Source organism: Pseudomonas sp. GM25 (genome assembly GCF_000282255.1).
Taxonomy (GTDB): Bacteria; Pseudomonadota; Gammaproteobacteria; order Pseudomonadales; family Pseudomonadaceae; genus Aquipseudomonas; species Aquipseudomonas aphyarum.
Map to the genome: position 1 here is coordinate 163,448 of NZ_AKJQ01000043.1, position 26,469 is coordinate 189,916.

The 26,469-nt window shown below is 61.9% G+C and carries 29 protein-coding genes; 14 read left to right on the forward strand and 15 right to left on the reverse strand.

All coding sequences use genetic code 11. From position 1 onward, the window contains the following. Positions 1 to 11 precede the first annotated feature (11 nt). From PMI24_RS17680 to PMI24_RS17695, 4 genes are read right to left on the reverse strand one after another with little or no spacing between them, the layout of a single operon-like run. Entirely contained in the window at positions 12 to 764 is a 753-nt protein-coding gene (locus tag PMI24_RS17680) for an N-formylglutamate amidohydrolase (protein ID WP_045121800.1), read from the reverse strand. Next, positions 748 to 2,079 carry a glutamine synthetase gene (locus PMI24_RS17685; protein WP_007956243.1) on the reverse strand — a complete coding sequence of 444 codons (1,332 nt, stop codon included), beginning with the start codon at positions 2,077 to 2,079 and terminating at the stop codon, positions 748 to 750. Before PMI24_RS17685 ends, PMI24_RS17680 begins: the two co-directional genes overlap by 17 nt. Further along, a complete protein-coding gene (locus PMI24_RS17690; RefSeq protein ID WP_007956245.1) occupies positions 2,076 to 2,720 on the reverse strand; it encodes an isochorismatase family cysteine hydrolase in 645 nt (214 codons plus the stop codon). Before PMI24_RS17690 ends, PMI24_RS17685 begins: the two co-directional genes overlap by 4 nt. A 2-nt stretch (positions 2,721 to 2,722) precedes the next feature. Then, the gene (locus PMI24_RS17695) at positions 2,723 to 3,577 is read right to left on the reverse strand and encodes a MurR/RpiR family transcriptional regulator (RefSeq protein ID WP_007956246.1); all 855 of its coding nucleotides are present in this window, start codon (positions 3,575 to 3,577) and stop codon (positions 2,723 to 2,725) included. A 320-nt stretch (positions 3,578 to 3,897) separates the two neighbouring features. Here PMI24_RS17695 and PMI24_RS17700 point away from each other — a divergent pair, with 320 nt between their 5' ends. Together PMI24_RS17700 and cobF are read left to right on the forward strand one after the other, a co-directional pair. After that, complete coding sequence (locus PMI24_RS17700) at positions 3,898 to 4,470, forward strand: histidine phosphatase family protein (protein WP_007956247.1); 573 nt, start codon at positions 3,898 to 3,900, stop codon at positions 4,468 to 4,470. Beyond that, positions 4,467 to 5,222, forward strand: a complete 756-nt coding sequence (cobF, locus tag PMI24_RS17705; RefSeq protein ID WP_007956248.1) for a precorrin-6A synthase (deacetylating) — start codon at positions 4,467 to 4,469, stop codon at positions 5,220 to 5,222. Before PMI24_RS17700 ends, cobF begins: the two co-directional genes overlap by 4 nt. Here cobF and ftrA read toward each other — a convergent pair. Continuing rightward, positions 5,191 to 6,180 (reverse strand): transcriptional regulator FtrA, encoded by a 990-nt coding sequence (ftrA, locus tag PMI24_RS17710; RefSeq protein WP_007956249.1) that lies wholly within the window; start codon positions 6,178 to 6,180, stop codon positions 5,191 to 5,193. The two genes, cobF and ftrA, sit on opposite strands and share 32 nt — an antisense overlap. 100 nt (positions 6,181 to 6,280) lie before the next feature. Between ftrA and PMI24_RS17715 the strand changes: the two genes are divergently transcribed. The 4 genes from PMI24_RS17715 (at position 6,281) to PMI24_RS17730 (ending at position 9,773) form a co-directional block, all read left to right on the forward strand. Further along, positions 6,281 to 6,715 (forward strand): rhodanese-like domain-containing protein, encoded by a 435-nt coding sequence (locus PMI24_RS17715; RefSeq protein WP_007956250.1) that lies wholly within the window; start codon positions 6,281 to 6,283, stop codon positions 6,713 to 6,715. A 254-nt stretch (positions 6,716 to 6,969) separates the two neighbouring features. Then, positions 6,970 to 7,749, forward strand: a complete 780-nt coding sequence (locus PMI24_RS17720; RefSeq protein WP_007956251.1) for an ABC transporter substrate-binding protein — start codon at positions 6,970 to 6,972, stop codon at positions 7,747 to 7,749. Between the two features lie 128 nt (positions 7,750 to 7,877). Beyond that, positions 7,878 to 8,990 (forward strand): succinylglutamate desuccinylase/aspartoacylase family protein, encoded by a 1,113-nt coding sequence (locus PMI24_RS17725; protein ID WP_007956253.1) that lies wholly within the window; start codon positions 7,878 to 7,880, stop codon positions 8,988 to 8,990. Between the two features lie 66 nt (positions 8,991 to 9,056). Further along, positions 9,057 to 9,773, forward strand: coding sequence for an alpha/beta hydrolase (locus tag PMI24_RS17730; RefSeq protein WP_007956255.1), 717 nt, complete (start codon positions 9,057 to 9,059; stop codon positions 9,771 to 9,773). Positions 9,774 to 9,776: 3 nt separating this feature from the next. On the opposite strand, the gene PMI24_RS17735 is transcribed toward PMI24_RS17730, so the two are convergent. Continuing rightward, positions 9,777 to 10,343, reverse strand: coding sequence for a hypothetical protein (locus PMI24_RS17735; protein ID WP_007956257.1), 567 nt, complete (start codon positions 10,341 to 10,343; stop codon positions 9,777 to 9,779). Positions 10,344 to 10,429: 86 nt separating this feature from the next. Further along, complete coding sequence (locus tag PMI24_RS17740) at positions 10,430 to 11,203, reverse strand: hypothetical protein (protein ID WP_007956259.1); 774 nt, start codon at positions 11,201 to 11,203, stop codon at positions 10,430 to 10,432. Positions 11,204 to 11,350: 147 nt separating this feature from the next. On the opposite strand from PMI24_RS17740, the gene PMI24_RS17745 reads away from it, so the two are divergent. Next, positions 11,351 to 11,890 carry a chalcone isomerase family protein gene (locus PMI24_RS17745; RefSeq protein ID WP_007956262.1) on the forward strand — a complete coding sequence of 180 codons (540 nt, stop codon included), beginning with the start codon at positions 11,351 to 11,353 and terminating at the stop codon, positions 11,888 to 11,890. A 127-nt stretch (positions 11,891 to 12,017) separates the two neighbouring features. Then, positions 12,018 to 13,286 carry an Nramp family divalent metal transporter gene (locus PMI24_RS17750; protein WP_431768360.1) on the forward strand — a complete coding sequence of 423 codons (1,269 nt, stop codon included), beginning with the start codon at positions 12,018 to 12,020 and terminating at the stop codon, positions 13,284 to 13,286. Here the strand turns inward: PMI24_RS17750 and PMI24_RS17755 are convergent. Beyond that, positions 13,283 to 14,176 (reverse strand): LysR family transcriptional regulator, encoded by an 894-nt coding sequence (locus tag PMI24_RS17755; RefSeq protein WP_007956266.1) that lies wholly within the window; start codon positions 14,174 to 14,176, stop codon positions 13,283 to 13,285. The genes PMI24_RS17750 and PMI24_RS17755 overlap by 4 nt on opposite strands. A gap of 113 nt (positions 14,177 to 14,289) precedes the next feature. Here PMI24_RS17755 and PMI24_RS17760 point away from each other — a divergent pair, with 113 nt between their 5' ends. After that, positions 14,290 to 14,892, forward strand: coding sequence for an NADPH-dependent F420 reductase (locus PMI24_RS17760; RefSeq protein ID WP_007956268.1), 603 nt, complete (start codon positions 14,290 to 14,292; stop codon positions 14,890 to 14,892). 106 nt (positions 14,893 to 14,998) lie between these two features. Here the strand turns inward: PMI24_RS17760 and PMI24_RS17765 are convergent, their stop codons facing one another. From PMI24_RS17765 to PMI24_RS17775, 3 genes are read right to left on the reverse strand one after another with little or no spacing between them, the layout of a single operon-like run. Then, on the reverse strand, positions 14,999 to 16,180 hold the full coding sequence (locus PMI24_RS17765; protein WP_007956270.1) for an acetyl-CoA C-acetyltransferase: 1,182 nt from the start codon (positions 16,178 to 16,180) through the stop codon (positions 14,999 to 15,001). Between the two features lie 11 nt (positions 16,181 to 16,191). Continuing rightward, positions 16,192 to 16,857: a CoA transferase subunit B gene (locus PMI24_RS17770; RefSeq protein ID WP_007956272.1), complete on the reverse strand. Its 666-nt coding sequence runs from the start codon at positions 16,855 to 16,857 to the stop codon at positions 16,192 to 16,194. A gap of 24 nt (positions 16,858 to 16,881) precedes the next feature. Then, the gene (locus tag PMI24_RS17775) at positions 16,882 to 17,580 is read right to left on the reverse strand and encodes a CoA transferase subunit A (RefSeq protein ID WP_007956274.1); all 699 of its coding nucleotides are present in this window, start codon (positions 17,578 to 17,580) and stop codon (positions 16,882 to 16,884) included. Between the two features lie 173 nt (positions 17,581 to 17,753). Between PMI24_RS17775 and PMI24_RS17780 the strand changes: the two genes are divergently transcribed. Then, a complete protein-coding gene (locus tag PMI24_RS17780) occupies positions 17,754 to 18,632 on the forward strand; it encodes a LysR family transcriptional regulator (RefSeq protein WP_007956275.1) in 879 nt (292 codons plus the stop codon). Here PMI24_RS17780 and PMI24_RS17785 read toward each other — a convergent pair. After that, complete coding sequence (locus PMI24_RS17785; protein WP_007956277.1) at positions 18,616 to 19,464, reverse strand: NAD-dependent protein deacetylase; 849 nt, start codon at positions 19,462 to 19,464, stop codon at positions 18,616 to 18,618. The two genes, PMI24_RS17780 and PMI24_RS17785, sit on opposite strands and share 17 nt — an antisense overlap. 82 nt (positions 19,465 to 19,546) lie before the next feature. Continuing rightward, complete coding sequence (locus tag PMI24_RS17790) at positions 19,547 to 20,593, reverse strand: class I SAM-dependent methyltransferase (protein WP_007956279.1); 1,047 nt, start codon at positions 20,591 to 20,593, stop codon at positions 19,547 to 19,549. Between the two features lie 1,313 nt (positions 20,594 to 21,906). On the opposite strand from PMI24_RS17790, the gene PMI24_RS17795 reads away from it, so the two are divergent. Together PMI24_RS17795 and PMI24_RS17800 are read left to right on the forward strand one after the other, a co-directional pair. Beyond that, positions 21,907 to 22,746, forward strand: a complete 840-nt coding sequence (locus tag PMI24_RS17795; protein WP_007956282.1) for an HvfB family MNIO-type RiPP peptide maturase — start codon at positions 21,907 to 21,909, stop codon at positions 22,744 to 22,746. Beyond that, positions 22,739 to 23,488, forward strand: a complete 750-nt coding sequence (locus PMI24_RS17800; protein ID WP_007956284.1) for an HvfC family RiPP maturation protein — start codon at positions 22,739 to 22,741, stop codon at positions 23,486 to 23,488. The genes PMI24_RS17795 and PMI24_RS17800 overlap by 8 nt, the downstream gene beginning before the upstream one ends. A gap of 59 nt (positions 23,489 to 23,547) precedes the next feature. Here PMI24_RS17800 and PMI24_RS17805 read toward each other — a convergent pair whose 3' ends face one another. Continuing rightward, on the reverse strand, positions 23,548 to 24,855 hold the full coding sequence (locus PMI24_RS17805) for an ATP-binding protein (RefSeq protein WP_007956286.1): 1,308 nt from the start codon (positions 24,853 to 24,855) through the stop codon (positions 23,548 to 23,550). Further along, positions 24,852 to 25,592, reverse strand: coding sequence for a response regulator (locus PMI24_RS17810; RefSeq protein ID WP_007956289.1), 741 nt, complete (start codon positions 25,590 to 25,592; stop codon positions 24,852 to 24,854). Before PMI24_RS17810 ends, PMI24_RS17805 begins: the two co-directional genes overlap by 4 nt. Before the next feature lie 306 nt (positions 25,593 to 25,898). Between PMI24_RS17810 and PMI24_RS17815 the strand changes: the two genes are divergently transcribed. Both PMI24_RS17815 and PMI24_RS17820 read left to right on the forward strand, forming a co-directional pair. Beyond that, positions 25,899 to 26,168 carry a DUF2790 domain-containing protein gene (locus tag PMI24_RS17815; protein ID WP_007956290.1) on the forward strand — a complete coding sequence of 90 codons (270 nt, stop codon included), beginning with the start codon at positions 25,899 to 25,901 and terminating at the stop codon, positions 26,166 to 26,168. Positions 26,169 to 26,197: 29 nt separating this feature from the next. Further along, positions 26,198 to 26,469, forward strand: a 272-nt coding sequence (locus PMI24_RS17820) for a hypothetical protein (protein ID WP_007956291.1), incomplete at its 3' end; no start/stop codon positions are given.

Below are 26,469 nucleotides of genomic sequence, written 5' to 3' on the forward strand. Positions count from 1 at the left end.
TACAACAATCCTTACAGCAATGGAGCCAGATAATTCGCCCAGCGAGTCACCGCTTCAGGGCTGCGCAGCAGATCGTTGCGCACTTCGATCAACACCGACTCCAGGCCCCGGGCATCGCCGTGCACCGGCACGGTCATGTCGCCCAGCGGGTCGATCTTGTACGGCTGGTTGCCGGCGACTTTCAGCGGGTGTCGTTCCAGACCGTCGAGCATCCGCTGGGCGTAGGCCCGGGCCTGACCGAACAGCACGCCGACTTCCAGCTCGCGCGGCTGGCCGTAGTACACCGGGGTGAAACTGTGAATCCCTACCACCCGCACCGGCCGACCTTCGGCCAGACGGGCATCGATCAGTTGTTGCAGCCGTGTGTGAAACGGCTTGAACAGGCACTGGCGCCGGTATTCGCGGGTGGCTTCGTCGAGCTCGCGGTTGCCCGGCACCTGATAGATCTCGCTCTGCGCCGGGATGCTGTCGGGCGCATGCCGGGGGCGGTTGAGGTCGATCAGCAGGCGCGAATAGTTGGCGCTCAGCAACGTTGCACCCAGTTGCTCCGACAGTTGCTCGGCCAGCGCCAGGGCACCGATGTCCCAGGCGATGTGTTCGCGCGCCGCCGTGTCATCCAGGCCCAGATTGTTCAGGGCCTCGGGGATGTAGCGGCTGGCGTGTTCGCACACCAGAATCAGCGGGTGCGTCGAATCTTCACGGCTCAGGTTGTAGACCGGTCGGGTGTACAACCCAAGCTCGGCGGATTCAGTACAGGCGTGCATAGTGCTCACAAAGGTCAGCGGGCGAGAGCTGTTCCGTCAGCGCCAGTTCCTCGGTTTTAAGGGCGAAAAAGGTTTCGAGCAACGCGCTTGGCAGCGCTTCGACCAGCGCTTCACTGCGACGCAGGCAATCCAGTGCCTGGGCCAGGGAGGCGGGCAGGGCAACGATGCCCCGGGCCTTGCGTTGTTCATCGTTGAGTGAATCGGGGATTTCATCGGTGATCGCGTTCAGCGCCAGACGCTGCTCGATGCCCAGGCGTCCGGCGATCAGCAGCGCGGCCATTGCCAGATGCGGCGAGGCGGTGGCGTCCATGGCGCGGAATTCCAGGTTGTATTGCTTCGCCACGGGCTTGTTGCCCAGGCTCACGGTCGGGCAGATGCGCAGCGCCGCTTCGCGATTCTGCTGTCCCAGGCAGGCGTAGGACGCGCTCCAGTGATGCGGCTGCAAGCGTTCATACGACACCGGCGTCGGTGCAGTGAACGCGCACAGCGCCGGCAAGTAATGCAGCACGCCCGCCGCCCAGTGCTGGCCGAGGGTCGACAGGCCGTTGCTGGTGCCGGCGTCGTAAAGCATCGGCTGACCGGCCAGATCGAGCAGACTGACGTGCAGGTGCACACCGTTACACACTGCGTCGGCAGCGGTCTTCGGCGCAAAACTCAGATCCAGGCCCATCTGCCGGGCGATTTCGCGGGTGATCTCGCGCACGTTGACCGCGCGATCTGCCGCCGCCACGCCGAGGGTCGGGCGGCAGGTGATTTCGTATTGATGCTTGCCGTATTCGGGCAGGAACATTTCCGGCTCGACGCCACCGGCGCGCAACGCACTGAGCAGCCAGCCACCGAATTCGGCGCCCTGGCGCTGGGCTTCGAGCGAGAACGCCAGATGTTCGGCAAACCCGGCGTGCAGATTGAATTCGTGTTCGAACGCGGCGTTGACCTGCAAGCCGAGCTCATCGCGATAGCGCTCGACCTCGTTGCGCAACAGCGTGCGCGGGCAGGCGGCCCACGGCCGGCCATCGGTTTCGCGGATGTCTCCGTGGATGAAATCCAGCGCTGGTGCTGCGGCGTCCGGACCGTTGCCGACGGTGACGCGGCTGGCCAGATCGGGAATCAGCCGCAGGTCGCCATAAGCGCCCCACGGGCTGGTCGACGCGATGATGTCCTGCGGCGTCAGCGCGCTGTTGGCCGGCACCCAACCACAACCGGCGGCCTGATAGTGCTCCAGCTCATCGGTGGGAAACGAACGGCCACGGGTGACGCCGATCAGGTCGGTGGTGACGATGGTGGTCATCGGCAACGGCGACAGGCGTTCGCTCATGGCTGCATCTCCTGCAACCGGCCGAGCACGGTGTCGGTGTCGGTGATCCAGCAGTAGCCCTTGATCGCATTCAGACAGGCGTCGTGGCGTGCTTCGGTGTAGGTCGCGCAGGCGTCCGCCACCAGAGTGACGAGGTAGCCACGGTCAGCGGCGTCACGCACGGCCATGTCCACGCATTGGTCGGTGACGATGCCGGCGATGATCAGGTGACGGGTTTCAAGGTTGCGCAGCACGTAGTCGATGTTGGTCGAGTTGAAGACCCCGGACGAGGTCTTCGGCAGCACGATTTCGTTTTCCGCCGGGGTCAGTTCGGCGATCACCTGTGCCTGCGGGCTGCCCTTGGGCAGGTGCATGTCCGACAGCTTGTGATCCAGCGAGCGATCGCGGCCGTCGGCGGTCAGGCTTTCGATCAGGGTGTGCAGCACGTTCTGTCGTGCGTCGCGGAAGGCGTTGAGCAATCGGACCTGATTGGGCACCACTTGCGAGCGCGTGCGGTTGAGGAAGTACGCGGCATCCGGGCCTTCGAGGTGCGGGTCGAACTGCGGCTCGAGCCAGGCGCGCTGCATATCCACCAGCAACAGAGCGGTGTGGTCGGTGACAAACGGCAGGTCCCGTGGCGAGCGATGGGGAAGGCTGAACATCCTTATTTATCCTCCAGCAAATGGGTGTCGAAGTCGTTGCGCAGGGCATCGATGCCTTCCAGGCGATCGGCCAGGTCCGGGCAACGCAGGGTCAGGCAGGCAATCAATGCCTCGACCTGGGCCAGCGCCGGGACCATGGTGTCGAACGGCGAGGCCGACTCCACCGGAGCGCTGATGATCATGTCGGCCAGTTCGCGCAGCGGCGAGGCATAGATGTCGGTGAACAGCACGACGCGGGCGTTGTTGTTCTTCGCCGCGCTCGCCACGCGCAGGGCCTGGGTCTGGTAGCGGCGATAGTCGAACACCAGCACCACATCCTGACGTTGCAGGTCGAACAGGCGGTCCGGCAACTGCGCGTTGTCTTCCAGTGCAAAGCAACCGGGGCGCAGCAAGCGCAAATGATTGAGCAGGTAAGTCGCCATCAGACTGCTGAAGCGCCCGCCGAAGCAGTACACCTGATGCCGGGTGTCGAGCAGCCAGTCGGCCAGAATTCGCACGTCTTCCGGTTGGGTCAGGGCCTGGGTTTCGGCCAGCAGGTTGTGGCTGTGAGCCAGATAATGACTCCAGGCATCGTCTTTATTCTGATGCGAGCGTGGCTGCAACAGCGTGCGAGGCGAGCGCAGGCGATGGTCCATGTCGCTGAGCAGGGCGTCCTGGAATTCGGCGTAACCACCGAAGCCGAGCTTTTTCACCAGCCGCACGATGGTCGGATCGCTGACGCCGGCATGTTCGGCCAGGCGCGCCATCGGGCCAAGCCCGTTGCGTGGATACTGATCGAGCAAGGCGCGAACGACTTTGCGCTCCGACGGCGTCAGGTCAAGGCCGGGGTCGGTGATCAGGTCTCTTAAAGGGGGCATCCGGGCTCCTGCTGGATGGGGTGTTGAATTCGCTTCATAATCCGTTAAAACAGTATTTATGTAACTGACGCTACATGTCTAGCGAATTTTTCCGCGTTTAAACCGAGCCCCAAAATGGGGCGGGATGCCCGTAACGCAAGGGTTACACGGATGTCGATCGGTCTTGTAGTCCATTGCCCATAGCGGTGTCAGACATTGCCGTCATGACTGGCTCAAGTCGCTCAATCGACTTGCCCGGAACCTCCCGGTTTACGGCACAATTGCCGCTCTATCCGCGATTACGCCGATGACCGTCCTGTCTCCCATTCGAGTGACTTCCCGTGCAGACCACCCGTTTGACATTGATCTGCCATGCCAGAACAGTCGCACAAAAATTGGCGCATTTTCCTACGAGCGAACCTGTTGAAGAAACGGCGCTGGCGTCCGGCTCGCTGGCTTCGCGTTTCGACACGGCATCCCGTCTGATTTGCGGCCCGGAACTGCGCACTCGCCAGACGGCAGCGTGGTTTGGCTCTGAAGCGCACATCGATCAGGCCCTGCGTGATTGCGATTGGGGACGCTGGCAAGGTCAGTCGATCAAGGATTTGCAGCGGAACGAACCCGAGGCATTGCAAGCCTGGCTCGAAGATCCGCACGCCGCCCCCCATGGCGGTGAGTCGGTGGCGCAACTGCGCGAGCGAGTGGCCGCGTGGCTGGTTTCACTGCAAGCCACCCCGGGACACGTGGTGGCGGTCACTCATCCGTTCGTGATTCGTGCTGCATTGATGCAGGTCGTGCAGGGCGAGGCGTTTCACAGCATTGATGTCGAGCCGCTGGCGACGGTCGATCTGCGGTTTGCCGGGCGCTGGCGGCTACGCTTGTCCGGCATGAACCTGGAAGGAGCGGAGCAATGAAGCGATTGCTGGTGATCGGCATCGGTGCCGGCAACCCGGACTACATCACGATGCAGGCGGTGAAGGCGCTGAATCGGGTGGACGTGTTTTTCCTGATGGACAAGGGCCAGAGCAAGGACAAGCTGATCGACCTGCGGCGAGAAATCTGCGAACGCTACATCACCGATCGTACGTACCGTTTCGCCGAAGCCCACAGCCCGGAACGCGAGCGCGGCGATGTGGACTACAGCGCCAGCGTCGATGATCTGAACCGCGCGAAGCAGCAAACCTTCGAACGCCTGATCAATGACGAATTGGCTGACGGGCAGTGCGGCGGTTTTCTGGTGTGGGGCGATCCTGCGTTGTACGACAGCACGATTCGCATCCTGCAGACGATTCTGGCCTTGGGGCGATGTGCGTTTGAATTCGAAGTCATTCCCGGCATCACCAGCGTTCAGGCCCTGGCGGCGCAACACAAGGTGCCGTTGAACACCATCGGCCGCTCGATTGAAATCACCACCGGCCGGCGCCTGGCGGCGGGGCAGGTGAGTGACACCGACAGTCTGGTGGTGATGCTCGACGCGGAAGATTCCTACCACCAGGTGGCGGATCAGGAGACCGAGATTTATTGGGGCGCCTACCTTGGCACGCCGGATGAAATCCTCATCAATGGCAAGCTCGGCGAAGTTGCCGATGAGATCGAACGGGTGCGCAAGGCTGCCCGAGCCGAGCATGGCTGGATCATGGACACTTATCTGTTGCGCAAGCCTTGATCTCACGACCAAAGCGCTCGCGATACACCGACGGCGGCACCCCGACCACGCTGCGAAACGCCACACGAAAGCTTTCCACCGAGCGATAGCCACAGCGCAGGGCGATCTGCTCGGTGTTCTGCGGCGTGCTTTCCAGTAATTCCCGGGCCCTGGCCAGACGCTCGTGTTGCAGCCAGGCCTTGGGTGACTGGCCGCTGGCTTCGGTGAATTTGCGCAGGAAGGTGCGCTCGCTCATCGCCGCTTCGCTGGCCAGATCGCGCACCTCCAGTGGTTCATGCAAGCGCTCGCGGGCCCACTGCATCACGCGCGACAGGTCGCTGCGCGGCGTTGGGCTGACCGGTGTCGGAATGAATTGCGCCTGACCGCCGGTGCGCTGCGGCGACATCACCAGCCGTCGCGCCACCGAGTTGGCGATCTGGGTGCCGAAGTCCCGCGCTACCAGGTGCAGGCAGGCGTCGATCCCGGCCGCGCTGCCGGCCGAAGTAATCAATTGGCCGGAATCAACGTAAAGCACATCCGGGTCGACATCGATGGCCGGGAATCGCTCGGCCAGCTCCGAGGTGTAGCGCCAGTGAGTGGTCGCGCCGTGTCCGTCGAGCAGGCCGCTGGCCGCCAGAACAAACACGCCTGAGCAGATCGACAGCAACCGGGCGCCGCGTGAATGGGCGTCACGCAACGCTTCAAGCAAGGCTTCCGGCACCGGCGCACTGCGGTCGCGCCAGCCGGGAATGATGATGGTGCGTGCATCCGCCAACAGCTCAAGACCGCCATCGGCCAGCACCTGAATCCCGCCCATGGCGCGCATCGGGCCTTGATCGACCCCCGCGATGCAGTGCTCGTACCACGCGAAATCGAACTCCGGCCGGGCCAGGCCGAAGATCTCCACGGCGATGCCGAACTCGAATGTGCAGAGGCCGTCGTAGGCCAGAATCGCGACCAATCCAGGTGAATCAGGCATTTGGCGGAAAATTCCCGGTGAGTGTCTTGTGCGCCACTGTAGCGGCAAGCGGCGGCTCGATAAAGTCTGTTCATCCCCACAGACAAAGGAGTGATTCAACATGCCCAGCCTGGTTCGCGAAATTCCTGCCGCCCCTTCGGCGATTGCCCTGATGCATTTCAGCAACCGTCTGACCTTCGAAACCGATTGTTCCGACGTCTTCAGCAGCCACGAAGCCGGTGAAGTCGACTTTGTGCTGGTGGACGTGCGCGGGCCACTGGCCTTCGAGCGCGGCCATGTGCCGGGAGCGATCAATATTCCCGGGCGATTGCTGACAGCTGAAGGGCTGGCGGACTACTCGAAAAACACACTGTTCGTGGTTTATTGCGCCGGTCCCCACTGCAATGGCGCCAACAAGGCCGCGGTGAAGCTGGCGGCGTTGGGTTATCCGGTCAAGGAGATGATCGGCGGGGTGACCGGCTGGCTGGATGAAGGCTTTCAGTTGAGTGTTGCGACACCGCGCGTCGCCACCGCGCCGATCGCTTGCGATTGCTGATAACCGGAGGGTTGCCGCTTCGGCGGCACCTTTTGTCGGCTTTGTCCTACAACCCTTGCACCGCTCTGGCGCACACTTTTCCCACGTGATGGCACTCGCCGATTTTCTGTAAGTATTTGTCGCTTAAACACAATTTGCCCCGTGCGCGCCGCCATAGACTGCCGGCCACTTCGGTTTCTTTGCGCTACACAGCCCAAGGCCGAACCTGACAATCGAAAGCTGCCAATAAAAGCCTCCGCACACGGGAGTAATAAATGAAAAAGCTGGTTATGTTCGGTGCCCTGGCACTGTCGATGTTGTCCCTGACCGCCGTGGCCGAAGACGCCAAACCGATCCGTATCGGTATCGAAGCCGGTTACCCGCCATTCTCGATGAAAACCCCTGACGGCAAACTGGCCGGTTTCGACGTGGACATCGGCGATGCGCTGTGTGAGCAGATGAAAGTCAAATGCACCTGGGTCGAGCAAGAGTTCGACGGCCTGATCCCGGCGCTGAAAGTGAAGAAGATCGACGCGATCCTGTCCTCGATGACCATCACTGACGACCGCAAGAAAAACGTCGATTTCACCATCAAGTACTACCACACCCCGGCGCGCTTCGTGATGAAGGCAGGCTCGGGCGTGAAAGACCCGCTGGTCGAACTCAAAGGCAAGAAAGTCGGCGTGCTGCGCGCCAGTACCCACGACCGTTACGCGACCGAAGTGCTGGTTCCGGCCGGGATCGAACTGGTGCGTTACGGCTCGCAGCAGGAAGCCAACCTGGACATGGTTTCCGGTCGTATCGACGCGATGCTGGCCGACTCGGTCAACCTGAGCGACGGCTTCCTGAAAACCGACGCCGGCAAAGGCTTCGAATTCGTCGGCCCGACCTACGAAGACGCCAAGTACTTCGGTGGCGGCGCCGGTATCGCAGTGCGTAAAGGCGATACCGAGCTGGCGGAGAAATTCAACACCGCCATCAACGAAATCCGCGCCAACGGCAAGTACAAGCAAGTGCAGGACAAGTACTTCGACTTTGACGTGTACGGCCATTAATACGCCGTAGAAAAAAGTGGCCCCGTTTCCGCGGTGGCCACTTTTTTTTCGCCTGTGATTTATCCTGTCAGCACATTTTCAATGCAGTCATTGCCTCGGCAGCGACCACAGAATTTCCGGAGTTCCCCATGCAACGCATCGATCATCTTCTGCCCTGGAGCCACTTGGGCAGCGAACGTTCCCTGAGCGTGTTCCGTTACGGCGCCGGCCCGCGCAAGGTCTACATCCAGGCCAGCCTGCACGCCGATGAACTGCCGGGCATGCGCACCGCGTGGGAACTGAAAAAACGCCTGGCCGAGCTGGAAAGCAACGGACAGTTGCAAGGCGTGATCGAACTGGTGCCGGTGGCCAACCCGATCGGCCTCGATCAGCACCTGCAAGGCAGCCACATGGGGCGTTTCGAGCTGGGCAGCGGCAAGAACTTCAACCGCTCCTTCGTCGAACTCAGTGCGCCGGTGGCCGAGCGCATCGGGAGTCAGTTGGGTGGTGATGCCCAAGCCAACATTGCGCTGATCCGCCAGACCATGGGTCAGGTGCTCGACCAACTGCCGGCCCCGGCTTCGCAACTGGAGGCACTGCACCGTCTGTTGCTGCGCCACGCCTGCGAGGCCGACATCACCCTCGATCTGCATTGCGATTTCGACGCCGCGATTCACATTTACGCACTGCCGCAGCACTGGCCGCAGTGGCAATCCCTCGCCGCACGCCTGAAGGCTGGCGTGGCGCTGCTGTGTGAAGATTCCGGCGGCAGCTCGTTTGATGAATCCTGCTCTTCGCCGTGGTTGCGACTGGCCCGGGCTTTCCCGAACGCGGCGATTCCGCCGGCCAACCTCGCTACCACCTTGGAACTGGGCAGCATGGGCGACACCCGCGTCGATCAGGCTCAGGCCAATTGTGAGGCGATCCTGGGCTTCCTGGCCGAGCAGGGCTTCATCAGCGGCGATTGGCCGAAAGCGCCGGACGAATGCTGCGAAGGCATGCCGTTCGAAGGCACCGAATACCTGTTCGCACCGCACCACGGCGTGGTGAGTTTCCTGCGCGATGCCGGCGAGTGGGTCGAGCGCGGTGATGCGCTGTTTGAAGTGGTCGATCCGTTGAACGACCGCGTGACCACCGTGCGCGCCGGCACCAGTGGCGTGTTGTTCGCCATCGATCGCGGACGTTACACCCAGCCGGGCATCTGGCAGGCGAAGGTGGCGGGGGGGGAGCCGATTCGAGTCGGGAAGCTGATCAACGACTGATACCCCATCCTCCGGATCACAGTGTTAGGCTCTGCCCCGAACCCTGCACTGTGTGAAGGAAAGCTTATGTTGAAGGTGTTTGCGCTGTTGACGCTGCTGGCGTCCACTGCCGTTCAGGCTCAGATCTCGCTGCAAAACGATCTGCCCCTCAACTACCTGGCCCAGGTGCACCCGGACGCCGAACCGCGTCCGCTGGTGATTTTCCTGCATGGCTATGGCAGCAACGAAGCAGACTTGATCGGTATGAAATTTCAGCTGCCCAAGCAGTACAACTACCTGTCGGTGCAGGCACCGATGGCGTTGGGGGAAGGGCGTTTCCAGTGGTTTCGCAAGAAAGGCGAAGGTGCCTACAACGGCGAGACCGATGATCTGAAAGCCAGCAGCCAGAAACTGCGGGCCTTTATCGCTGCGGCGGCGCAGAAATATCACGCGCAACCGGACAAGGTGTACCTGATCGGTTTCAGCCAGGGCGCGATGATGACCTACGAGGTCGGGTTGCGGCAGCCGGCGGCAGTGGGTGGCATTGCCGCGTTGAGCGGGCGGGTGTTGCCGGTGCTCAAGAGCGAGCTGAAGTCAGAGCAACAGCATCCGCCGCTAGAAATCTTCATCGGTCACGGCACGGCGGATGACCGGGTGCCGTACAGCGGTGGCACCGAGGCCGATGCTTTGTTGCAGAAGCTGTCGTACAAACCGCAATTTCATGCCTATCCCGGCGTCGGCCACAGCATCAGCGCGGCCGAGCTTCGGGATTTGAACGACTGGTTGCAGCAACTCAATCCCTGAGAATCACTTTTCCTTGAGGATGGTTTTCACCAATGCCTCGTGACCGCTCTTGTCGCTGGCCCGGGAAATCACCTGGACCAGCGCCATGCGCGTGCCGGAGCCGGCCAGCAACGTTGTGTTGAGAGTCTGGCCGCCGCCTTGGGTGGCGGTGCTGTCGACCTGGCGCAGGCCCAGGCCATTGCCTTTCTGGGTCAGGCTCTTTTCGCTGAGTTTGTTGAAGTCCGGCAGGGCCTTGCGCTGGGCTTCGATGAAATCGGAGACGGTGCCGTCGAGGAACGCGCTGTCGTTGTCCTTGACGTTGTTGCCTTCGGGAATCTGGTTTTCGGCGACGATGACCACCGTCTTGGTGGCGTCGTTGCTGTACATGGTGCCCTTGGCGCCAGTCGGACCTGCCGGCAGCGGGTCGCCGACAAAGCCCTTGGGCAGGACAAAACTGAATTTGCCGTCGAGCATCGAGACCTTTTCGGTGACAACCTTCTCTTTGGCCTTGGCTGCCTGAGCATTGATGGCGCCGAAACCGGCCACCGCCGCCAGCAACAGGACGACGGCTTTCTTGCTAAGCAATGACATTCGAATCTCCGAGGGATGGTCGCGCTTGGGCGGCGATCATCCCACGGAGCGTGCATGGCACTCCAGAGCGGTTTGTCCGGGCGGGCTCAGTTCGGCGACGGTGCCGGTGCGGGTTTGGCCAGCAACTGCCGGGTGACGCCCAGCATCGCCACCGAAACGGCCACGGCCACCACGAAACCGCCGAAACCCAGATTTGGAACCGTCAGCGCCAGCACCAGACAAAACGCCGAAAACGAATACATCCCCGTCGCCGTCGCCCGCAACAACGCGGCGGTAAACGCCGGGCCACGGGTCTGCTGGGAAAACACCGCCATCACGCTGCCCAGAACCGGGAATACTGCGAGCAATCCACTCCAGCGCTCGCCGACGGTGCTGGCCAGCATCGTCACCACCAGCGTCAACGCGGCCCCGGCGATCATCCGCCACACCAGTTTGTCCGACTTCGGCGCCGGGCCGCTCACCACCGGTTGCACCTTGGGGAACAGGTACGGCGCGGCAAGAAGGGCAATTGCAGCGGCGGCAATCGAGAAAGGCAGCGAGGCCGGAATCAGCGACAGAATCAACGCCAGCACGGCCCATACCGATAAGGAAACCAGCAACGCCAACGGCCAGTTCGCCCGCTGCGCCACCTGCGCATAAGTGACGCAAAACGCGATCATCGCAAACATGGCCGACAGCGCCGCGACCGCCGATTGCGCGGCAAACGCCGGGCCTTGTTCGATGGCGAGGAAAAACAGAATCGGCCCGACCACCACCGGCAACCCCGACAGCCACCCGGCAACGCTGGGGCCCCAACGCTTGCCCGCGAGGGAAATCAGCAGCAGGAAACCGGGAATCAGCAGCAGTTTGAGGATCAGCACGCAGGTGTCTCCGTGGGGTGAATGAGGGCCACGTTAGCATTGTCGTTCGCAGATTGCTGCATATGTATGCAAAACATGTATACAAAATGACGAACTCAATAGCGGACTATGCTCTGAGTATCAGGGTTTACCGGAGTCGATGCCGCGATGAGCACTACACCGAAGGTGTTACGTGGATGCTGCGGGCTCGGCTTGTGGGCATTGTTGCTGACACCCACCTGGGCCAGTTGGCAGGACGCGGTGCCCGGTGCGCAGATCATCGGCACTGGTGATTTCAGCGTGTTCGGTTTCGACGTCTACAACGCCCGGTTGTGGAGCGCGGCGCGACCGCTGGCCGATGGGCAACCCTTTGCCCTGGAGCTGATCTACCGGCGCTCCATTTCCCGCGATGACTTGGTGAAGGCCAGCGTCGATGAGATCAGGCGCCTGGCCGGTGCCTCCCTCAGCCCGGTGCAATTGGCCGTGTGGCAAACCCAGATGCAGCAATCGTTCGTCGACGTCCAGGCCGGCACTCGGATCACCGGGGTCTATCTGCCGGGGCAGGGCGCGCGTTTCTTTGTCGGCCAACAGTTGCAGCATGAAATCGATGATCCGCAGTTTGCCCGGGCGTTTTTCGACATCTGGCTCGACCCGCGCACACGCAGTCCCGAGCTGCGCCAGCAACTACTCGGCAACGCCAAACCCTGAGCGCAGCACATCTGCGCTTGGGCACATCGACTGAAACGTCTAAGCTGCGCCTTTCGACTTGTTTCTGGATGTGTGCGTGAAATTCAGCTTGCCCAAAATCGCCACGGCGCCGTTCTGTCCGCCGGAAGTGGCCGGCAGTGTCCCGGTCGATCCCAACGCCTCGTTCTTCAAACGCGTGCTGCGTTTTGCCGGCCCCGGTTTGCTGGTGTCGATCGGCTACATGGATCCGGGCAACTGGGCGACCGCGATCGAGGCCGGTTCGCGCTTCGGCTACAGCCTGTTGTTCGTGGTGTTGCTGGCGAGTCTGGCGGGCATGGTTGTGCAATGCCTGTGCTCGCGGCTGGGCATTGCCACCGGGCGCGATCTGGCGCAGCTGTCCCGCGAACGCTACAGCACTCCGACGGCGCGGCTGCAATGGGTGCTGGCGGAAATCTCGATCATCGCCACCGACCTTGCGGAAGTGCTCGGCTGTGCGCTGGCGTTTCACCTGCTGCTCGGTTGTTCGCTGACGTTCGGCATCGCCCTGACCGCTTTCGATACGCTGCTGGTGCTGGCCCTGCAAAACCGTGGTTTCCGCCGGCTGGAGGCAATCATGCTGGTGCTGGTGGGCACCATCGGCGCGTGTTTCTTCGTTGAATTGCTGTTGATCAAACCCTATTGGCCGGACGTCGCCCAGGGCTTCAAACCGTCGCTGTCGGCGATCAGTGATGCCGCGCCGTTGTATCTGGCCATTGGCATCCTCGGCGCCACCGTCATGCCGCACAACTTGTACCTGCACACTTCGATCGTGCAGACGCGACTGATCGGCAAGGATCTGGCCAGCAAGCAGGACGCGGTGAAACTGGCGCGCATCGACACCATCGGTTCGCTGGCGCTGGCGTTGCTGGTCAACGCGGCGATCCTGATTCTCGCGGCGGCAGCCTTTCATCAGTCCGGGCACACCGACGTGGTCGATATCCAGGACGCCTATCATTTGCTCGATCCATTGGTGGGCGGCGCGCTGGCCAGTGTGTTGTTCGGCGTGGCGTTGCTGGCGTCGGGGCAGAGTTCGACCTTCACCGGCACCATCGCCGGGCAAGTGATCATGGAAGGCTATCTGAACCTGCGAATCCCTTGCTGGCAGCGGCGCCTGATTACCCGCGGGCTGGCGCTGATCCCGGCATTCATCGGCGTGTGGCTGATGGGCGACGGCGCGGTGGGCAAGTTGCTGGTGCTGAGCCAGGTGGTGTTGAGCCTGCAATTGCCGTTTGCGCTGTATCCGTTGATTCGCATGACCAACGACAAACAGTTGATGGGGCCGTTTGTGAACCGGTTGCCGACCAAGGTGCTCGCGTGGGGATTGTTTGTGGTGATCAGCGGGGCGAATGCCTGGCTGATTCTGCAGCTGGCCGCCTAACGGCCAAACGCCTCGACCACAAAATCAATGAACACCCGGGTCTTGGCCGGCAGTAAGGTGCGGCTCGGGTAGTACAGCGATATCGCCCCGGCATCGCATTGCCAGTCGGGCAGCAGTCGCACCAGTTCACCGCGTTCGATCTGCGCGCTGACATCGGGCAGCACCAGCATCGTCACGCCCAGACCCAGCAGCGCAGCGGTGCGCATGGCCATCGGATCGTTGAGCACGATGTTCGGGTTGAGCAGGGCGCTGGCCTGTTCGCCCGCTTCGTTGTGCATCTGCCATTGGCGCAGGCGCCCGGTGCGCAGGCCGCGCATGACGATGCCGTGGTGATCGGCGAGATCGGACGGATGTTGCGGCAGGGCACGTCCGGCCAGATACGCCGGCGACGCCACCGCCAGCACTTCGGCGGACGACAATGGCCGGGCGACCACGCCGGGCGTCAGTTCGAAGCCGCCGCCAATCGCCACGTCATAACCCTCGGCGATCAAATCCACCTGACGATTCTCGAAGTGCCATTCCGGGCGAATCAGCGGATAGCGCGCCAGAAACTCCGGCAACAGCGGCAGCATGTGATCGATGCCGAACGTCGGCGGCAGGCTGATCTTGAGCACGCCCGCCGGCTCGCCGCGCTCGGTCGCCACCGTCGCAATCGCTGCCTGCAAGGCATCGAGATTGCCGCCGATACTTGCCAGAAAGCCTTCACCGGCCTCGGTTAGCGACAGCTTGCGGGTCGAGCGCTGAAACAGCCGCACGCCGAGATTGCGTTCCAGGATCGCCACGTTGCGGCTGACCGCTGCCGGGGTCAGCGCCAGCAACCGTGCGGCGGCGGAGAAGCTGCCGGTCTCGGCGCTGCGGACGAAGGATTCAAGATTGGCGAGGGTTTCCATGGGATCGACCTGATAGCGATGCTTGAAGATCATTCAAGGCATTACCGGCTAATCAAGTGGGAATGGCAAGCGCAAGATTCGATTCGAGTCTTACCCACTTTGAGGAAAACATCATGAGCACTATCGGAATCATCGGCGCTGGCGCCATCGGTTCAGCGTTTGCCAAAGCCTTGTCGCGTCAGGGCATCCCGTTGGTCATCGCCAATAGTCGCGGGCCGGACAGCCTGGCTGAACTGGTTGCAGAACTCGGCCCGACCGCCCGCGCCGTTACCCGTGAAGAAGCCGCTGCCCAGGACATCGTGCTGGTCGCAGTGAACTGGTCGAAACTGCCGACGGCGCTGGCCGGACTGCCGGACTTCGGCGGGCGGATCGCCATCGACGCCAACAACTCGATTGAAGCGCCGTCGTTCAAACCGGTGGACTTGCAGGGGCGGCCGTCCAGCGAAGTGTTCGCCGAATGGGTGCCGGGCGCGCGGGTGGTCAAGGCGTTCAACCACCTGCTGGCGCGTTTGCTGGAAGCGGATCCGGCGTCGGAGGGTGGCAAGCGCGTGTTGTTCCTGTCCGGGGATGATGCGCAGGCCAAGGCTGAAGTCGGCGCGCTGATCGATCAGCTCGGCTTCTTCGGTATCGATCTGGGCGAGTTGAGTGTAGGTGCGCGACTGGTGCAGTTCCCGGGCGGACCGTTGCCGGTGCTGAATCTGGTGAAATTCGCCTGACGACCGGGCGAAAAAATACCCGGTGCGACGTCAGTCGTACCGGGTTTTGTTGCCAACGGGTAGTGGATGTCGTGGATCCGCCGCCCGCTGTTGAACCTCTTTGCGCTTACGCGCGTTCCAGCGCCAGGGCCACGCCTTGACCGCCGCCGATGCACAGGGTCGCCAGACCCTTTTTCGCGTCACGCTTGATCATTTCGTGCAGCAAGGTCACCAGTACGCGGCAGCCCGATGCACCGATCGGGTGACCGAGGGCGATGGCGCCGCCGTTGACGTTGACCTTGTCCAGATCCCATTGCAGATCCTTGGCCACCGCCAGCGATTGCGCAGCGAAGGCTTCGTTGGCTTCGATCAGGTCGAGCTGGCCGATGCTCCAGCCGGCCTTGTCCAGACAGCGGCGAGTAGCGGAAACCGGGCCGATGCCCATGATCGCCGGGTCGACGCCCGCGTTAGCATAGGCAGCGATTTTCGCCAGTACCGGCAGGCCCAGGGCCTTGGCTTTTTCGGCGCTCATCAGGATCACGGCGGCGGCGCCGTCGTTCAGCGAAGAAGCGTTGCCGGCGGTGACGCTGCCGTCCTTCTTGAAGGCCGGACGCAGTTTGGCCAGGGATTCGGCGGTGGTGTCGCCGCGTGGCTGCTCGTCAACCTTGAACGCCACCGGATCGCCTTTGCGCTGCGGGATCAGGATCGGGGTGATTTCATCGACAAACCGGCCGGCCTCGATGGCAGCGGCGGCTTTCTGTTGCGACGCGGCAGCGAAGGCGTCCTGCTGCTCGCGGCTGATCTCGTACTTCTCGACCAGGTTCTCGGCGGTGATGCCCATGTGGTAATCGTTGAACGCATCCCACAGGCCATCGCTGATCATGGTGTCGACGATTTGCGCGTGACCCATGCGCAGACCGGTGCGTGCGCCCGGCATCACATAGTTGGCCAGGCTCATGTTTTCCTGGCCGCCGGCGATGATCACGTCAGCGTCGCCGCAACGGATCGCCTGAGCACCGAGGTGCAGAGCCTTGAGGCCCGAGCCGCAAACCTTGTTCAGGGTCATGGCCGGTACGGCGTGGGGCAGGCCGGCCTTGATCGCCGACTGGCGCGCCGGGTTCTGGCCGGCGCCGGCGGTCAGCACCTGGCCCATGATCACTTCATCGACCTGAGCACCGTCCAGACCGGTCTGCTCAAGCAACTGGCGGATGACCGCTGCGCCCAGATCCACGGCGGAGACGGTGGCCAGCGATCCCTGGAAACTGCCGATCGCGGTACGCGTGGCGGCAACAATGACGACGTCTTGCATTTTCGAATTCCTCACTCGGCAGCGAACTGCATTTCCGGTACGTGATCCGGGACTATCAGTTTACCAGCGGTTTTGGCGACGATTTCCTCGACGCTGACGCCAGGTGCGCGTTCCTTGAGGACAAAAGCGCCATTTTCGATTTCCAGGTAGGCGAGGTCGGTCAGCACGCGCTTGATGCAACCGGCGCCGGTCAGCGGCAGGCTGCACTGGCTCAGCAACTTGGACTCACCGTCCTTGGACGCGTGGGTCATGATGACGATGATGTTGTCGGCGCCGGCCACCAGGTCCATTGCGCCGCCCATGCCCTTGACCAGTTTGCCGGGGATCATCCACGAGGCGATGTTGCCTTGTACGTCCACTTCGAAGGCGCCGAGTACGGTCAGGTCGACGTGACCGCCGCGGATCATTGCGAAGGATTCGGCAGAGCTGAAGATCGAAGCGCCGATGCGCGCGGTCACGGTCTGTTTGCCGGCGTTGATCATGTCGGCGTCGATGGTGTCTTCAGTCGGGAAAGGGCCCATGCCGAGCAGGCCGTTTTCCGATTGCAGCATGACTTCCATGCCTTCGGGGATGTAGTTGGCGACCAGGGTCGGAATGCCGATGCCGAGGTTCACGTAGTAGCCGTCCTGCATTTCGCGGGCGACGCGTTGAGCCATTTGTTCGCGGGTAAGTGCCATGTTCTTGTTCTCCGTCAGCCTGGATTATTTGCGGATGGTGCGTTGTTCGATGCGTTTTTCGAACGTGCCGCAAATGACCCGGTCGACGTAGATGCCGGGCGTGTGGATGTGTGCCGGATCCAGCTCGCCGGGTTCGACGATTTCTTCGACTTCGACCACGGTGATCTTGCCGGCGGTGGCGGCCAGCGGGTTGAAGTTCTGGGCGGTGTGGCGGTAGATGACGTTGCCGAAGTGGTCGGCTTTCCAGCCTTTGACGATGGCGAAGTCACCGGTGATGGACTCTTCCATCAGGTACTTGCGGCCGTGGAACTCACGCACTTCCTTGCCTTCGGCAACCGGGGTGCCGACGCCAGTGGCAGTAAAGAAGGCCGGAATGCCGGCACCGCCCGCGCGCATTTTTTCGGCGAGGGTGCCTTGCGGAGTCAGGACGACTTCGATGTCGCCTTTGAGCAGTTGCTCTTCGAACAGTTTGTTTTCGCCGACGTAGGAGGCGACCACCTTGCTGATCTGGCGGTCGGTCAGCAGCACGCCGAGGCCGAAGCCATCAACGCCGCAGTTGTTGGAGACGACGGTGAGGTCGCGGGTGCCCTTGCGCTTGATCTCGGCGATCAGGTTTTCCGGAATGCCGCACAGGCCGAAGCCGCCGGCGATCACGGTCATGCCGTCTTCAAGACCTGCCATGGCTTCCTCGTAGGAATACACGCGCTTGTCGAAACCTGCCATATGCACCTCTTTTATTGTTTGTCGGGCGGCTGGCTAGCCGAATGACTGGAGTGTCTCGCTCAAGAATATATTTGTTAAGTTGATTTTTAAGGTTGATTGATTGATAAAGCTCATTAAATGTCCGCCGTGGTCGGCGGACGGATGTTCAGCTTAGTCCGTCGAGTAACACAACCATGACCATCAAGCAGATACGCGCTTTTCTCGCCGTAGCCCAGAGCCTGAGCTTTGCCGTGGCCTGCGAGCGCCTGCATCTGTCGCAATCGGCGTTGAGCCTGACCATCAAGGCGCTGGAAGAAGGTTTGGGCGGGCGCCTGTTCAGCCGCAACACGCGCAACGTGGCGCTGACCCCGGAGGGCGAATCGCTGCTGCCGTTGGCCCGGCGCCTGATCGCCGACTGGGACAACGCCGAGGACGAAATGCGCCAGCGCTTCAGCCTGCAGCGCGGGCGGGTGACGCTGGCGGCGATGCCGTCGTTTGCCGGCAACCTGCTGCCGCCGATCCTCAAGACCTTCCGCGCGCGTTATCCGAACGTCAACGTCACGGTTAACGACGTGATCAACGAGCAAGTGCTGGAAATGGTTCGTGATCGTCAGGTTGAGCTTGGCGTGGCGTTCGAGCCGATGCAGAACACCTCGCTGACCTTCACGCCGCTTTACCGGGATCGCTTCGTCGCCGTCGTGCCGCAGGATTCGCCGCTGGCCACCCGTAGCGACATTGATTGGCAGACCTTGTTGCAGGAACCGTTCATCACCCTGCAACGACCATCCACGGTTCGGGTGATGCTGGAAGAACACTTGCAGGCCCGAGGGATGAAACTGCCGGTGGAATTTGAAAGCCATCAACTGGCGACGGTCGGGCGAATGGTGGCCAGCGGACTGGGCGTCAGTGCGGTGCCGGCGTTGTGTGCCGGGCAGATGCGCGAGTTGGGCGCGCATTGCCTGACCTTGCACGAGCCGGTGGTGGAGCGGGCGATTGGCGTGCTGACGGATCCGGGGAATGAATTGTCGGCGGCGGCGCAGGCGTTGTTCGACATCCTTAAGGCTGAGCATTGAGGCTTTGTGCCAGTAGCGGCAATAGCTGTTCGCACGACCCCTCAATCTTCAAATCCAGCAACTCATCCGCCCGCGTCTTCCCCAGATTGATCGCGATCAGCGGCTTGCCCCGATCCGCAATCACCCGGCACAGGCGAAACGCCGAATACGCCATCAACGACGATCCAACCACCAACATCCCGGCGGCATTTTCCGCCAGCGCCATGGCCCGTGCCGCCGTCGGTTGCGCCACGTTCTCACCGAAAAACACCACGTCCGGCTTCATCCGTTCGCCTGCGCAATGCGGGCAATGCGGCACCTGAAATCGTGCTTCGAAGGCCGGGTCGAGTAAGGTGTCGCCATCCGGTGCCTGTATGGCATCGACGCCGGCCAGATACGGGTTCTGCGTTTCCATCAATTGCTGGATCGAATCCCGCTCGCTGCGCTGGCCGCAATCCAGACACAGCACCCGGTGCAGGCTGCCGTGCAGTTCGACGACATCGTGACTGCCGGCCTGATCGTGCAGGGTGTCGACATTCTGGGTAATCAAACCGCCGATCCGCCCGTGGCTTTGCAGACTGGCCAACGCCTCATGGGCCGCGTTCGGCCGTGCCTGGCGCACGCGCGGCCAGCCGAGCATCGCCCGGGCCCAGTAGCGGCGACGCGATTCCGGGGCGGCGAGGAATTCCTGGTACATCATCGGCTGCCGGCCACGGCGTACGCCGTCGGTGTCGCGGTAGTCCGGAATGCCCGACGGCGTGCTGATGCCGGCGCCGGTCAGCACAATGAAGTCGCCGTCGGCCATGACCTGTTGCAGATAGTCGAGCGGGTCGGGGAGGGGACGGTCGAGCATGATCAGCGCTCCGCAGGCTGTAAGTGCCTTGCAGGTTAGCACCGACGGACGCCTCTTTTCAGAGGCGTCCGCTGCTCGATGGTTACTTGCGTGCCTCCAGGATCAGGTTGAACGGCGTCTGCGTCGCGCGCCGGAAGTGTTTGAAGCCGGCTTCGCTGAACACTTTGCGCAATCGCATCTCGCCGGCCTGCGCACCGAGCCCCAGTCCCACTTCCTGGGACAGCGAGTTTGGCGTGCAGATGAACGTCGACGCGGCATAGAACAAGCGCCCGACCGGCGTGATGTTTTCGTCCAGGGTGTCGTTGGCAAACGGCTCGACCAGCAGCACAGTGCCGTCGTCTTTCAGGGATTCAAAGGCATGTTTGGCAGCGCCGACCGGATCGCCCATGTCGTGCAGGCAGTCGAAATAGCAGATCAGGTCATAGTCATCGCCGGGATAGCTTTTCGCGGTGCCCTGGAAGAACCGCGCGCGACTGCTGACGCCGCCTTCTTCGGCCCGTTGGGTGGCGACGGTGATCGAAGGTGCGTGATAGTCGAAGCCGACGAACCGCGAGTTGGGATAGGCCTGAGCCATGATCACCGTGGACGCACCGTGACCGCAGCCGATGTCGGCGACCTTGGCGCCTTCCTCAAGTTTGGCCACCACGCCGTCCAGCGCCGGCAGCCACTCGGCGATCAAATGCCCCTTGTAACCTGGACGAAAGAACCGCTCGGTACCGGTGAACATGCACGGATGGTGATCGCCCCAGGGCAGGGCGCCGTTGCCGCGCATGGCTTTGACCAGTTTGTCCTTGTCATGGAAAAACGACGCCACCACGCCGAGGCCACCGGCCACGTACACCGGCGAATCTTCTTTGGCCAGGGCCAGCGCCTGTTCTTCCGGCAGACGAAATTTGCCGTCGTGGTGTTCCATGTAGCCGGACGCCGCGTGGGCGCTCAGCCATTCGCGCACCAGTCGCGGGTTGCAGGTGGTTTTTGCAGCGAGGGATTCGGGGCTGACCGGCTGGCTGTCGGCCATTGCCCGATACAGGCCGAGTTCTTCGCCGACAATGACATTGGCCAGCATCGCCGCGCCGCCCATGTCGTTGACCAGTTTGCCCATGAATTCGTTGAGTTTGGCCTCGTCCATTTCATGTGCTCCTTTGACAGGATCACAGTCCGGTGGCGTTGGGGGTCGAGGCATTCACCACCGGGCGGTGGTCGTGGAAACGGGCAGGGCGACACTGCTGTCCTGCGTCCCCCTCGACTGGGTACTGATTGAGTCTAGCCGCTGTTGGCGCCGGTGGGAGCGGGCTGTGTGGATTTCGGGGCTTGTATCGCGATGGTGCGCTCTCCCACTTTAGCGTGGGCTCCCGAATTATCCGCCGACGGTTCCTGTCCTATGCCAAACGATGCGACTCAGGGCGATCTCGCCAAGAGGCCAAGACAAACCGCCGGCCCATGTCCGCCTGGAGCAAATGATGGGCGAAAAAAAACCGCCTTGCGGGGCGGTTTTTTAGCAAGCCTCAGATTGCGGCTGAGGCTTAGTGCGTCTCACCGGAAGCACTGGCGTGGAAGGCATGTTATTGAGCTTTTCCTATCCTTGCAACGTAATTTTTTCCAACCCCGAGTGGGTGTATTGGAGATCCTGGACGGTGTTTTCAGTACCTGATGTAGGAGAGTAGTGCTGGCAGAAATAACGGTTTACAAAATGCGCGCTTCTTTCATTTAAGAATCACTGGGCTGAGACTTACCACCTGCGATTCTGGGTTAATATGCCCGCGCTCACACCCTGGTGCAGCGGTAGGGTTTGGCTGGTGGCCTAACGGTTTCACGCCCTCTGACACGGTTTTGCATCCGTGCCGGAATGATGATTCGGAGGGATTTCAACCGGCCGCCTCACCGGAAGTACTGGCGTGTTCTTCCGAAGGTACGCGTGATCCGGTAAGTGCGCTGGAGGTTTGGCCCCCAACCTTGGAGGCCAAAACGTATGAAGCTTTTGTTGCGTACGTTGAGCCTCGTATGGAGATTGTTGAAAGCGTTTCGCTTTTACGAGTTCCTGCGAGACCACTTTGACGACCTGAAGTAACTGTCGTTGATGTGGGGGGAAACCCGTGTCAGTTTCGGCTGATGCGGGTTTTTTTTGCTTCATTAATCTGTCAAAAATGATAATTCAATCAGCTGGTTCTCGTGCGAAGGTAGGGCATTTCGTCTGCATCTGTAGGTGCCTTCCGTAAGCTATGGACAAACAGGGTTGTATGTGCAGTTTTTGAGTTGGTTTAAACCGATGAACTCGCCGCTCACTAAGAAGGCAGCAAGTCTGTATCCCATTGTGTACAGGCCCGCCGCCGATACAAAACCCGCCACCTCCCGCGCATTGCCCACACAGCCGCGATACACCCGCCGGTTTTACTGAGGCTGTCAGTCGCCGCACCCGGCGGCTCCTCAGCAGAGATCTTGCCCATGCAGATTCCCCACCCCACCTTGCAGGCCAGCGTCGGGCTCGGCCTGCGTCGCGGCCTGATGAAAGACTTGCAAGCCGCTCGCACCGGCGATTTCGACTTTCTGGAAGTCGCCCCGGAAAACTGGATCGGCGTCGGCGGTGCCCATGGCGCCGCGTTGCGTGAGCTGGCCGAGCGGTATCCGTTGTCCTGCCACGGATTGTCGTTGTCGCTCGGTGGCTCGGCGCCGCTGGATGTCGGTTTCCTCCGGGAAGTGCGGACCTTTCTCGATCATCACAAAGTGCCGCTGTACAGCGAACACCTGAGCTATTGCAGCGATGACGGTCACCTCTATGACCTGCTGCCGTTGCCGTTCACCGAAGAGGCGGTGCACCACGTCGCCGCACGGATCCGCCAGGCACAGGACATTCTCGGCCGGCGGCTGGCGGTGGAAAACGTTTCCTACTACGCCGCGCCCCGGCAGGACATGGACGAAGTGACCTTCACCAACGCCGTGCTGTGCGAGGCCGATTGCGACCTGCTGCTGGACGTGAACAACGTCTACGTCAACTCGATCAACCAAGGTTTCGATCCGCAGACATTTCTGGCTGCCATCGAGCCGGGCCGGGTGGTCGGGATGCACGTGGCGGGGCACTTTGATGAGTCCGACACGCTGAAAATCGACACCCACGGCGCCTCGGTCAAACCGGTGGTCTGGTCGTTGCTGGCCGACGCTTATGGCCGATTCGGCGCGCAGCCGACCTTGCTGGAGCGGGATTTCAATTTCCCGGCGTTTTCTGAACTGGTGGCCGAACTGCAAACCATCCGCCGCCTGCAAGCCGAAGGAGGCTCGCGTGGATAATCTTCTGCTGCAACAACAGGCGTTGACCCGCTATTTGCGCGATCCAGACCATGAAGCGCCGCCCGCCGACATGAACGCGGCGCGGGTCAATGTCTATCGCGATCTGGTGTTCAACAACGTCTCGCAACTGCTGGGCGGTACGTTTCCGGTGCTGATCCGGATCATCGGCCAGGAACGCTGGCGCACGTTGATCCGCGGTTTCCTGCGGGACTACCGCGCCCAGACGCCGAAATTCGGCGAGATCGCCGAGGAGTTTGTCGGTTACCTTGCGTCGGAACCTGCGGTGTTTAGCGAGGGCGGGTGGCCGGCGTTTCTAGTCGAGCTGGCGCACTACGAATGGGTGGAAATGGTGTTGCAGCAGTCCGACGCCGAACCTTTGCCCGCGAGCGATCCGGCGCAGTTGCTGGAGAAGCCGTTGCAGGTTTCGGCACTGGCCTGGCCGTTGGCGTACACCTGGCCGGTGCAGATGCTGGGGCCGGATCATCAACCGGCCACGCCACCAGCCCAGCCGACGCTTTTGTTGGTACGGCGCACGACGGACTGGAGTGTGAAGTTTTCCGAGTTGAGCCCGCTGGCGTGGCGGTTGTTGCAGCGGATCGAGGAATTCCCGTTGCTGAGCGGTCGTGAGCAACTGCAAGGCTTGGGATTGGAGACGGGGTTGCCGGCAACGGTGTCATTCATGGACAGCGGTCTGGCGTTGTTGCAGCAACTGCATGAGGACGGAGTGATCGGCATCAACTGATCTCACCGACAACAAAAAGCCCTGTGAGAGCATTGGCTCTCACAGGGCTTTTTGTTGGTTCAGGCCTGTAGCGGCAATTTCAGCTCCGCACACAACCCGCCACCGTCGCGATTGCTCAGGGTCAGCGAACCGCCCAACGCCATCGCCAGTTGCTGGGCAATCGCCAGGCCCAGCCCGGTGCCGCCGGTGCTGCGGTTGCGCGAGTTTTCCACGCGGTAGAACGGCTCCATCACCTGGGCCAGTTCTTCTTCGGCGATGCCCGGGCCGCGATCCATGACCTTGATCGAAAGGCCGTTCTTGTCCCGTTGAATCAGCAACTCGGCAGCCCCGGCGAACTTCAGCGCGTTGTCGGTCAGGTTGACCAGCACCCGGCGCAACGCGTGGGGGCGGGTGTCGATGACCGCTTCACTCTTGCCACTCAACTGCACTTCCTTGCCCATGTCCTGATAGTCGAACACCAGACTGTCGAGGAACGAATCCAGGTTGGTGCGCCGGCTTTCTTCGGTCGAGCCGTGGATGCTGCGGGCATAGGCCACGCCCTCGCGCACCAGATGTTCCATTTCGCCGAGGTCGTTCCACAGTTTGTCTTTCTCGGCCGAATCGTCCATGAACTCTGCCCGCAGTTTCATGCGGGTGATCGGGGTTTGCAGGTCGTGGGAGATCGCTGCCAGCAGTTGCATGCGCTCCTTCAGGTACGCGGCGATGCGCGCCTGCATCGAGTTGAAGGCGCGGGCGGCGTAGGCCACTTCGTTCGGGCCTTTTTCGTCGAGGTTGATCGGGTGGGCGTTGGGGTCGAGGGTTTCCACCGCGTTGGCGAGGCGGGTGAGGGGGCGGATGGCGATGCGCACCGCCAGCCAGGTGCAGGCGAGCATCAGCGCCAGTTGCCCGAGCAACACCACCGGCAGCCATGGCGACAGCGGCACCATCGACGGACGCACATCGATGGTCACCGGGCTGCCGTCGCTCAGGCGCAGGTGGCCCTGAAAGTGTTTTTTCGGGCCGGGAATGTCGGTGAAAGTCAGCGGGTACGCTTCGCCGATCGCATCGGTGATCGAGGTCACCGCAATCGGCACTTCACCCGGACCGATCGGCGTACCCGGTTCGCCTTCGCTCAGCAGGTAACCGTAATTGTTGCGCGCCAGGCGCTTGAGCCACATCGGGCGCTCTTCGGCGGGCAGGCGGTCGAGGATGGCAATCGAGGTCGAGACGTCGGTTTCGAGGTTGCCGAGCATGGTGTTTTTCGCGCTTTCGTAGCGCTCGTAATATTGCGCACCGAACGACAGCGCCTGAGCGAGGATCAGGCCGATCAGGAAAATCAGCGACAACCGTGAGGCGAGGGTGCGCGGCCAGCGCAGGGCGACATTCATGCGGGGGCTCCGAGGACTTCGACCGGCAGCGAGAACACATAACCTTCGCTGCGCACGGTCTTGATATAGGCCGGTTCGCGGGCGTCATCCAGCAGGCGCTGGCGCAGACGGCTGACCAGCAGATCGATGGAACGGTCGAACAGATCGGCATCGCGGCCCTGGGTCAGGTTGAGCAATTGATCGCGGCTCAACACACGTTGCGGATGGTCGAGGAACACCCGCAGCAAACGGTATTCCGCGCCACTCAGCGCGACCATGGTGCCGTCCTTGTCCAGCAGATGCCGGGCCGACGTGTCGAGCTGCCAGCGACCGAACGCCAGCAGCCGGCCGCTTTCGGTGACCACCAGATTCGGCGGCAGCATCCGTGTGCGCCGCAGCACGGCGTTGATCCGCGCCAGCAATTCGCGGGCGGCGAACGGTTTGGTCAGGTAGTCGTCGGCGCCCATTTCCAGACCGAGGATGCGGTCGGTTTCATCGTTGCGCGCGGTGAGCATCAGGATCGGCGTGGCCCGGTGTTTGCCCGAGCGCAGTTCGCGGCACAGCAGCAGGCCATCGTCGCCGGGCATCATGATGTCGAGCACGATCAGGTCGACGGTGTTGGCTTCCAGAAAACTGCGCATCTGCCGGCCATCGGCAACTACCGTGGTGCGCAGGCCGTTCTTCTTCAGGTAATTGCCGACCAGTTCGCGAATCTCGCGGTCGTCGTCGACGATCAGGATGTGATCGACATGTTCCATGGGGCCAAACCTCAATCAAAGGGGATTGCCGGGCAGTCTATCGAGCCTGCGCGAGGCCGCCTGCCTGCCTTTGTATTGCAGTGTATCCAGCGCTGTGACGGATACACGCCGACGCAAAAAGCGGATTTTTACAGGGTTTTGTATCGCTGTGTATCCCGGGCGCGCGCGGATACGTAGCGATTTATACACGGCATTTGCCGACACATGCGCGATACCTCGCGAGCTTTAAATGAGCTCCATCGAGGCACACACAGAACGCCTCGGCCAAATCAACGTTTCAACCATTGAAGCCCCGAGGAAAACGCCATGAACACCAAGACCAAATCGATCGCTGCCGCCTGCCTGTTTGCCGCTTTGAACATCTGCACCCTGTCGGCCCGCGCCGAAGCCGATGTCACCCCGCAAACCTACTCCTACGGCAGTCACCTGGACATCCAGAAAGTGGTGTCGCTGAAGCAGGACAACTCGATGACCTGCGGCATCGTCGACGCCCGCCTGACCTACCTCGACTCGGCCGGCAAGACCCAGGTGCTCGACTACCGCAAATTCGCCGACGGCTGCAACGAAGACAACTGATTACCCACCTCTATAAAAGGAACATCGCCATGAACAACGTATCGCGCTATCTGACCGCTGTTGCCTTCTCCCTCGCCGGCGTCGCGGCCCACGCCAACGCCGCTGTCGAACAGAACAGCTGTGGCAGCAGCACCTGCTTCCAACTGGCCCCGGTGGCCAAACCGGGCAGCGACGGCCTGATCGCCGCCGACGGCGCCAGCCGCACACCGCAGGGGCAGATGATCGCCGCCGACGGTTCCAGCCGCACACCGCAGGGGCAGATGATCGCCGCCGACGGTTCCAGCCGCACACCGCAGGGGCA

Bases quoted from the DNA above. Each gene is read 5' to 3' on its own strand.
- PMI24_RS17760 (WP_007956268.1), top strand. From the start codon at position 14,290: ATGAGCACTATCGGAATCATCGGCGCTGGCGCCATCGGTTCAGCGTTT.
- PMI24_RS17810 (WP_007956289.1), bottom strand. From the start codon at position 25,592: ATGGAACATGTCGATCACATCCTGATCGTCGACGACGACCGCGAGATT.
- PMI24_RS17755 (WP_007956266.1), bottom strand. From the start codon at position 14,176: ATGGAAACCCTCGCCAATCTTGAATCCTTCGTCCGCAGCGCCGAGACC.
- PMI24_RS17770 (WP_007956272.1), bottom strand. From the start codon at position 16,857: ATGGCACTTACCCGCGAACAAATGGCTCAACGCGTCGCCCGCGAAATG.
- PMI24_RS17765 (WP_007956270.1), bottom strand. From the start codon at position 16,180: ATGCAAGACGTCGTCATTGTTGCCGCCACGCGTACCGCGATCGGCAGT.
- PMI24_RS17780 (WP_007956275.1), top strand. From the start codon at position 17,754: ATGACCATCAAGCAGATACGCGCTTTTCTCGCCGTAGCCCAGAGCCTG.
- PMI24_RS17685 (WP_007956243.1), bottom strand. From the start codon at position 2,079: ATGAGCGAACGCCTGTCGCCGTTGCCGATGACCACCATCGTCACCACC.
- PMI24_RS17815 (WP_007956290.1), top strand. From the start codon at position 25,899: ATGAACACCAAGACCAAATCGATCGCTGCCGCCTGCCTGTTTGCCGCT.
- PMI24_RS17720 (WP_007956251.1), top strand. From the start codon at position 6,970: ATGAAAAAGCTGGTTATGTTCGGTGCCCTGGCACTGTCGATGTTGTCC.
- PMI24_RS17785 (WP_007956277.1), bottom strand. From the start codon at position 19,464: ATGCTCGACCGTCCCCTCCCCGACCCGCTCGACTATCTGCAACAGGTC.
- PMI24_RS17735 (WP_007956257.1), bottom strand. From the start codon at position 10,343: ATGTCATTGCTTAGCAAGAAAGCCGTCGTCCTGTTGCTGGCGGCGGTG.
- PMI24_RS17730 (WP_007956255.1), top strand. From the start codon at position 9,057: ATGTTGAAGGTGTTTGCGCTGTTGACGCTGCTGGCGTCCACTGCCGTT.
- PMI24_RS17795 (WP_007956282.1), top strand. From the start codon at position 21,907: ATGCAGATTCCCCACCCCACCTTGCAGGCCAGCGTCGGGCTCGGCCTG.
- PMI24_RS17715 (WP_007956250.1), top strand. From the start codon at position 6,281: ATGCCCAGCCTGGTTCGCGAAATTCCTGCCGCCCCTTCGGCGATTGCC.
- PMI24_RS17745 (WP_007956262.1), top strand. From the start codon at position 11,351: ATGAGCACTACACCGAAGGTGTTACGTGGATGCTGCGGGCTCGGCTTG.
- PMI24_RS17805 (WP_007956286.1), bottom strand. From the start codon at position 24,855: ATGAATGTCGCCCTGCGCTGGCCGCGCACCCTCGCCTCACGGTTGTCG.
- PMI24_RS17775 (WP_007956274.1), bottom strand. From the start codon at position 17,580: ATGGCAGGTTTCGACAAGCGCGTGTATTCCTACGAGGAAGCCATGGCA.
- ftrA (WP_007956249.1), bottom strand. From the start codon at position 6,180: ATGCCTGATTCACCTGGATTGGTCGCGATTCTGGCCTACGACGGCCTC.
- PMI24_RS17725 (WP_007956253.1), top strand. From the start codon at position 7,878: ATGCAACGCATCGATCATCTTCTGCCCTGGAGCCACTTGGGCAGCGAA.
- cobF (WP_007956248.1), top strand. From the start codon at position 4,467: ATGAAGCGATTGCTGGTGATCGGCATCGGTGCCGGCAACCCGGACTAC.
- PMI24_RS17790 (WP_007956279.1), bottom strand. From the start codon at position 20,593: ATGGACGAGGCCAAACTCAACGAATTCATGGGCAAACTGGTCAACGAC.
- PMI24_RS17695 (WP_007956246.1), bottom strand. From the start codon at position 3,577: ATGCCCCCTTTAAGAGACCTGATCACCGACCCCGGCCTTGACCTGACG.
- PMI24_RS17680 (WP_045121800.1), bottom strand. From the start codon at position 764: ATGCACGCCTGTACTGAATCCGCCGAGCTTGGGTTGTACACCCGACCG.
- PMI24_RS17690 (WP_007956245.1), bottom strand. From the start codon at position 2,720: ATGTTCAGCCTTCCCCATCGCTCGCCACGGGACCTGCCGTTTGTCACC.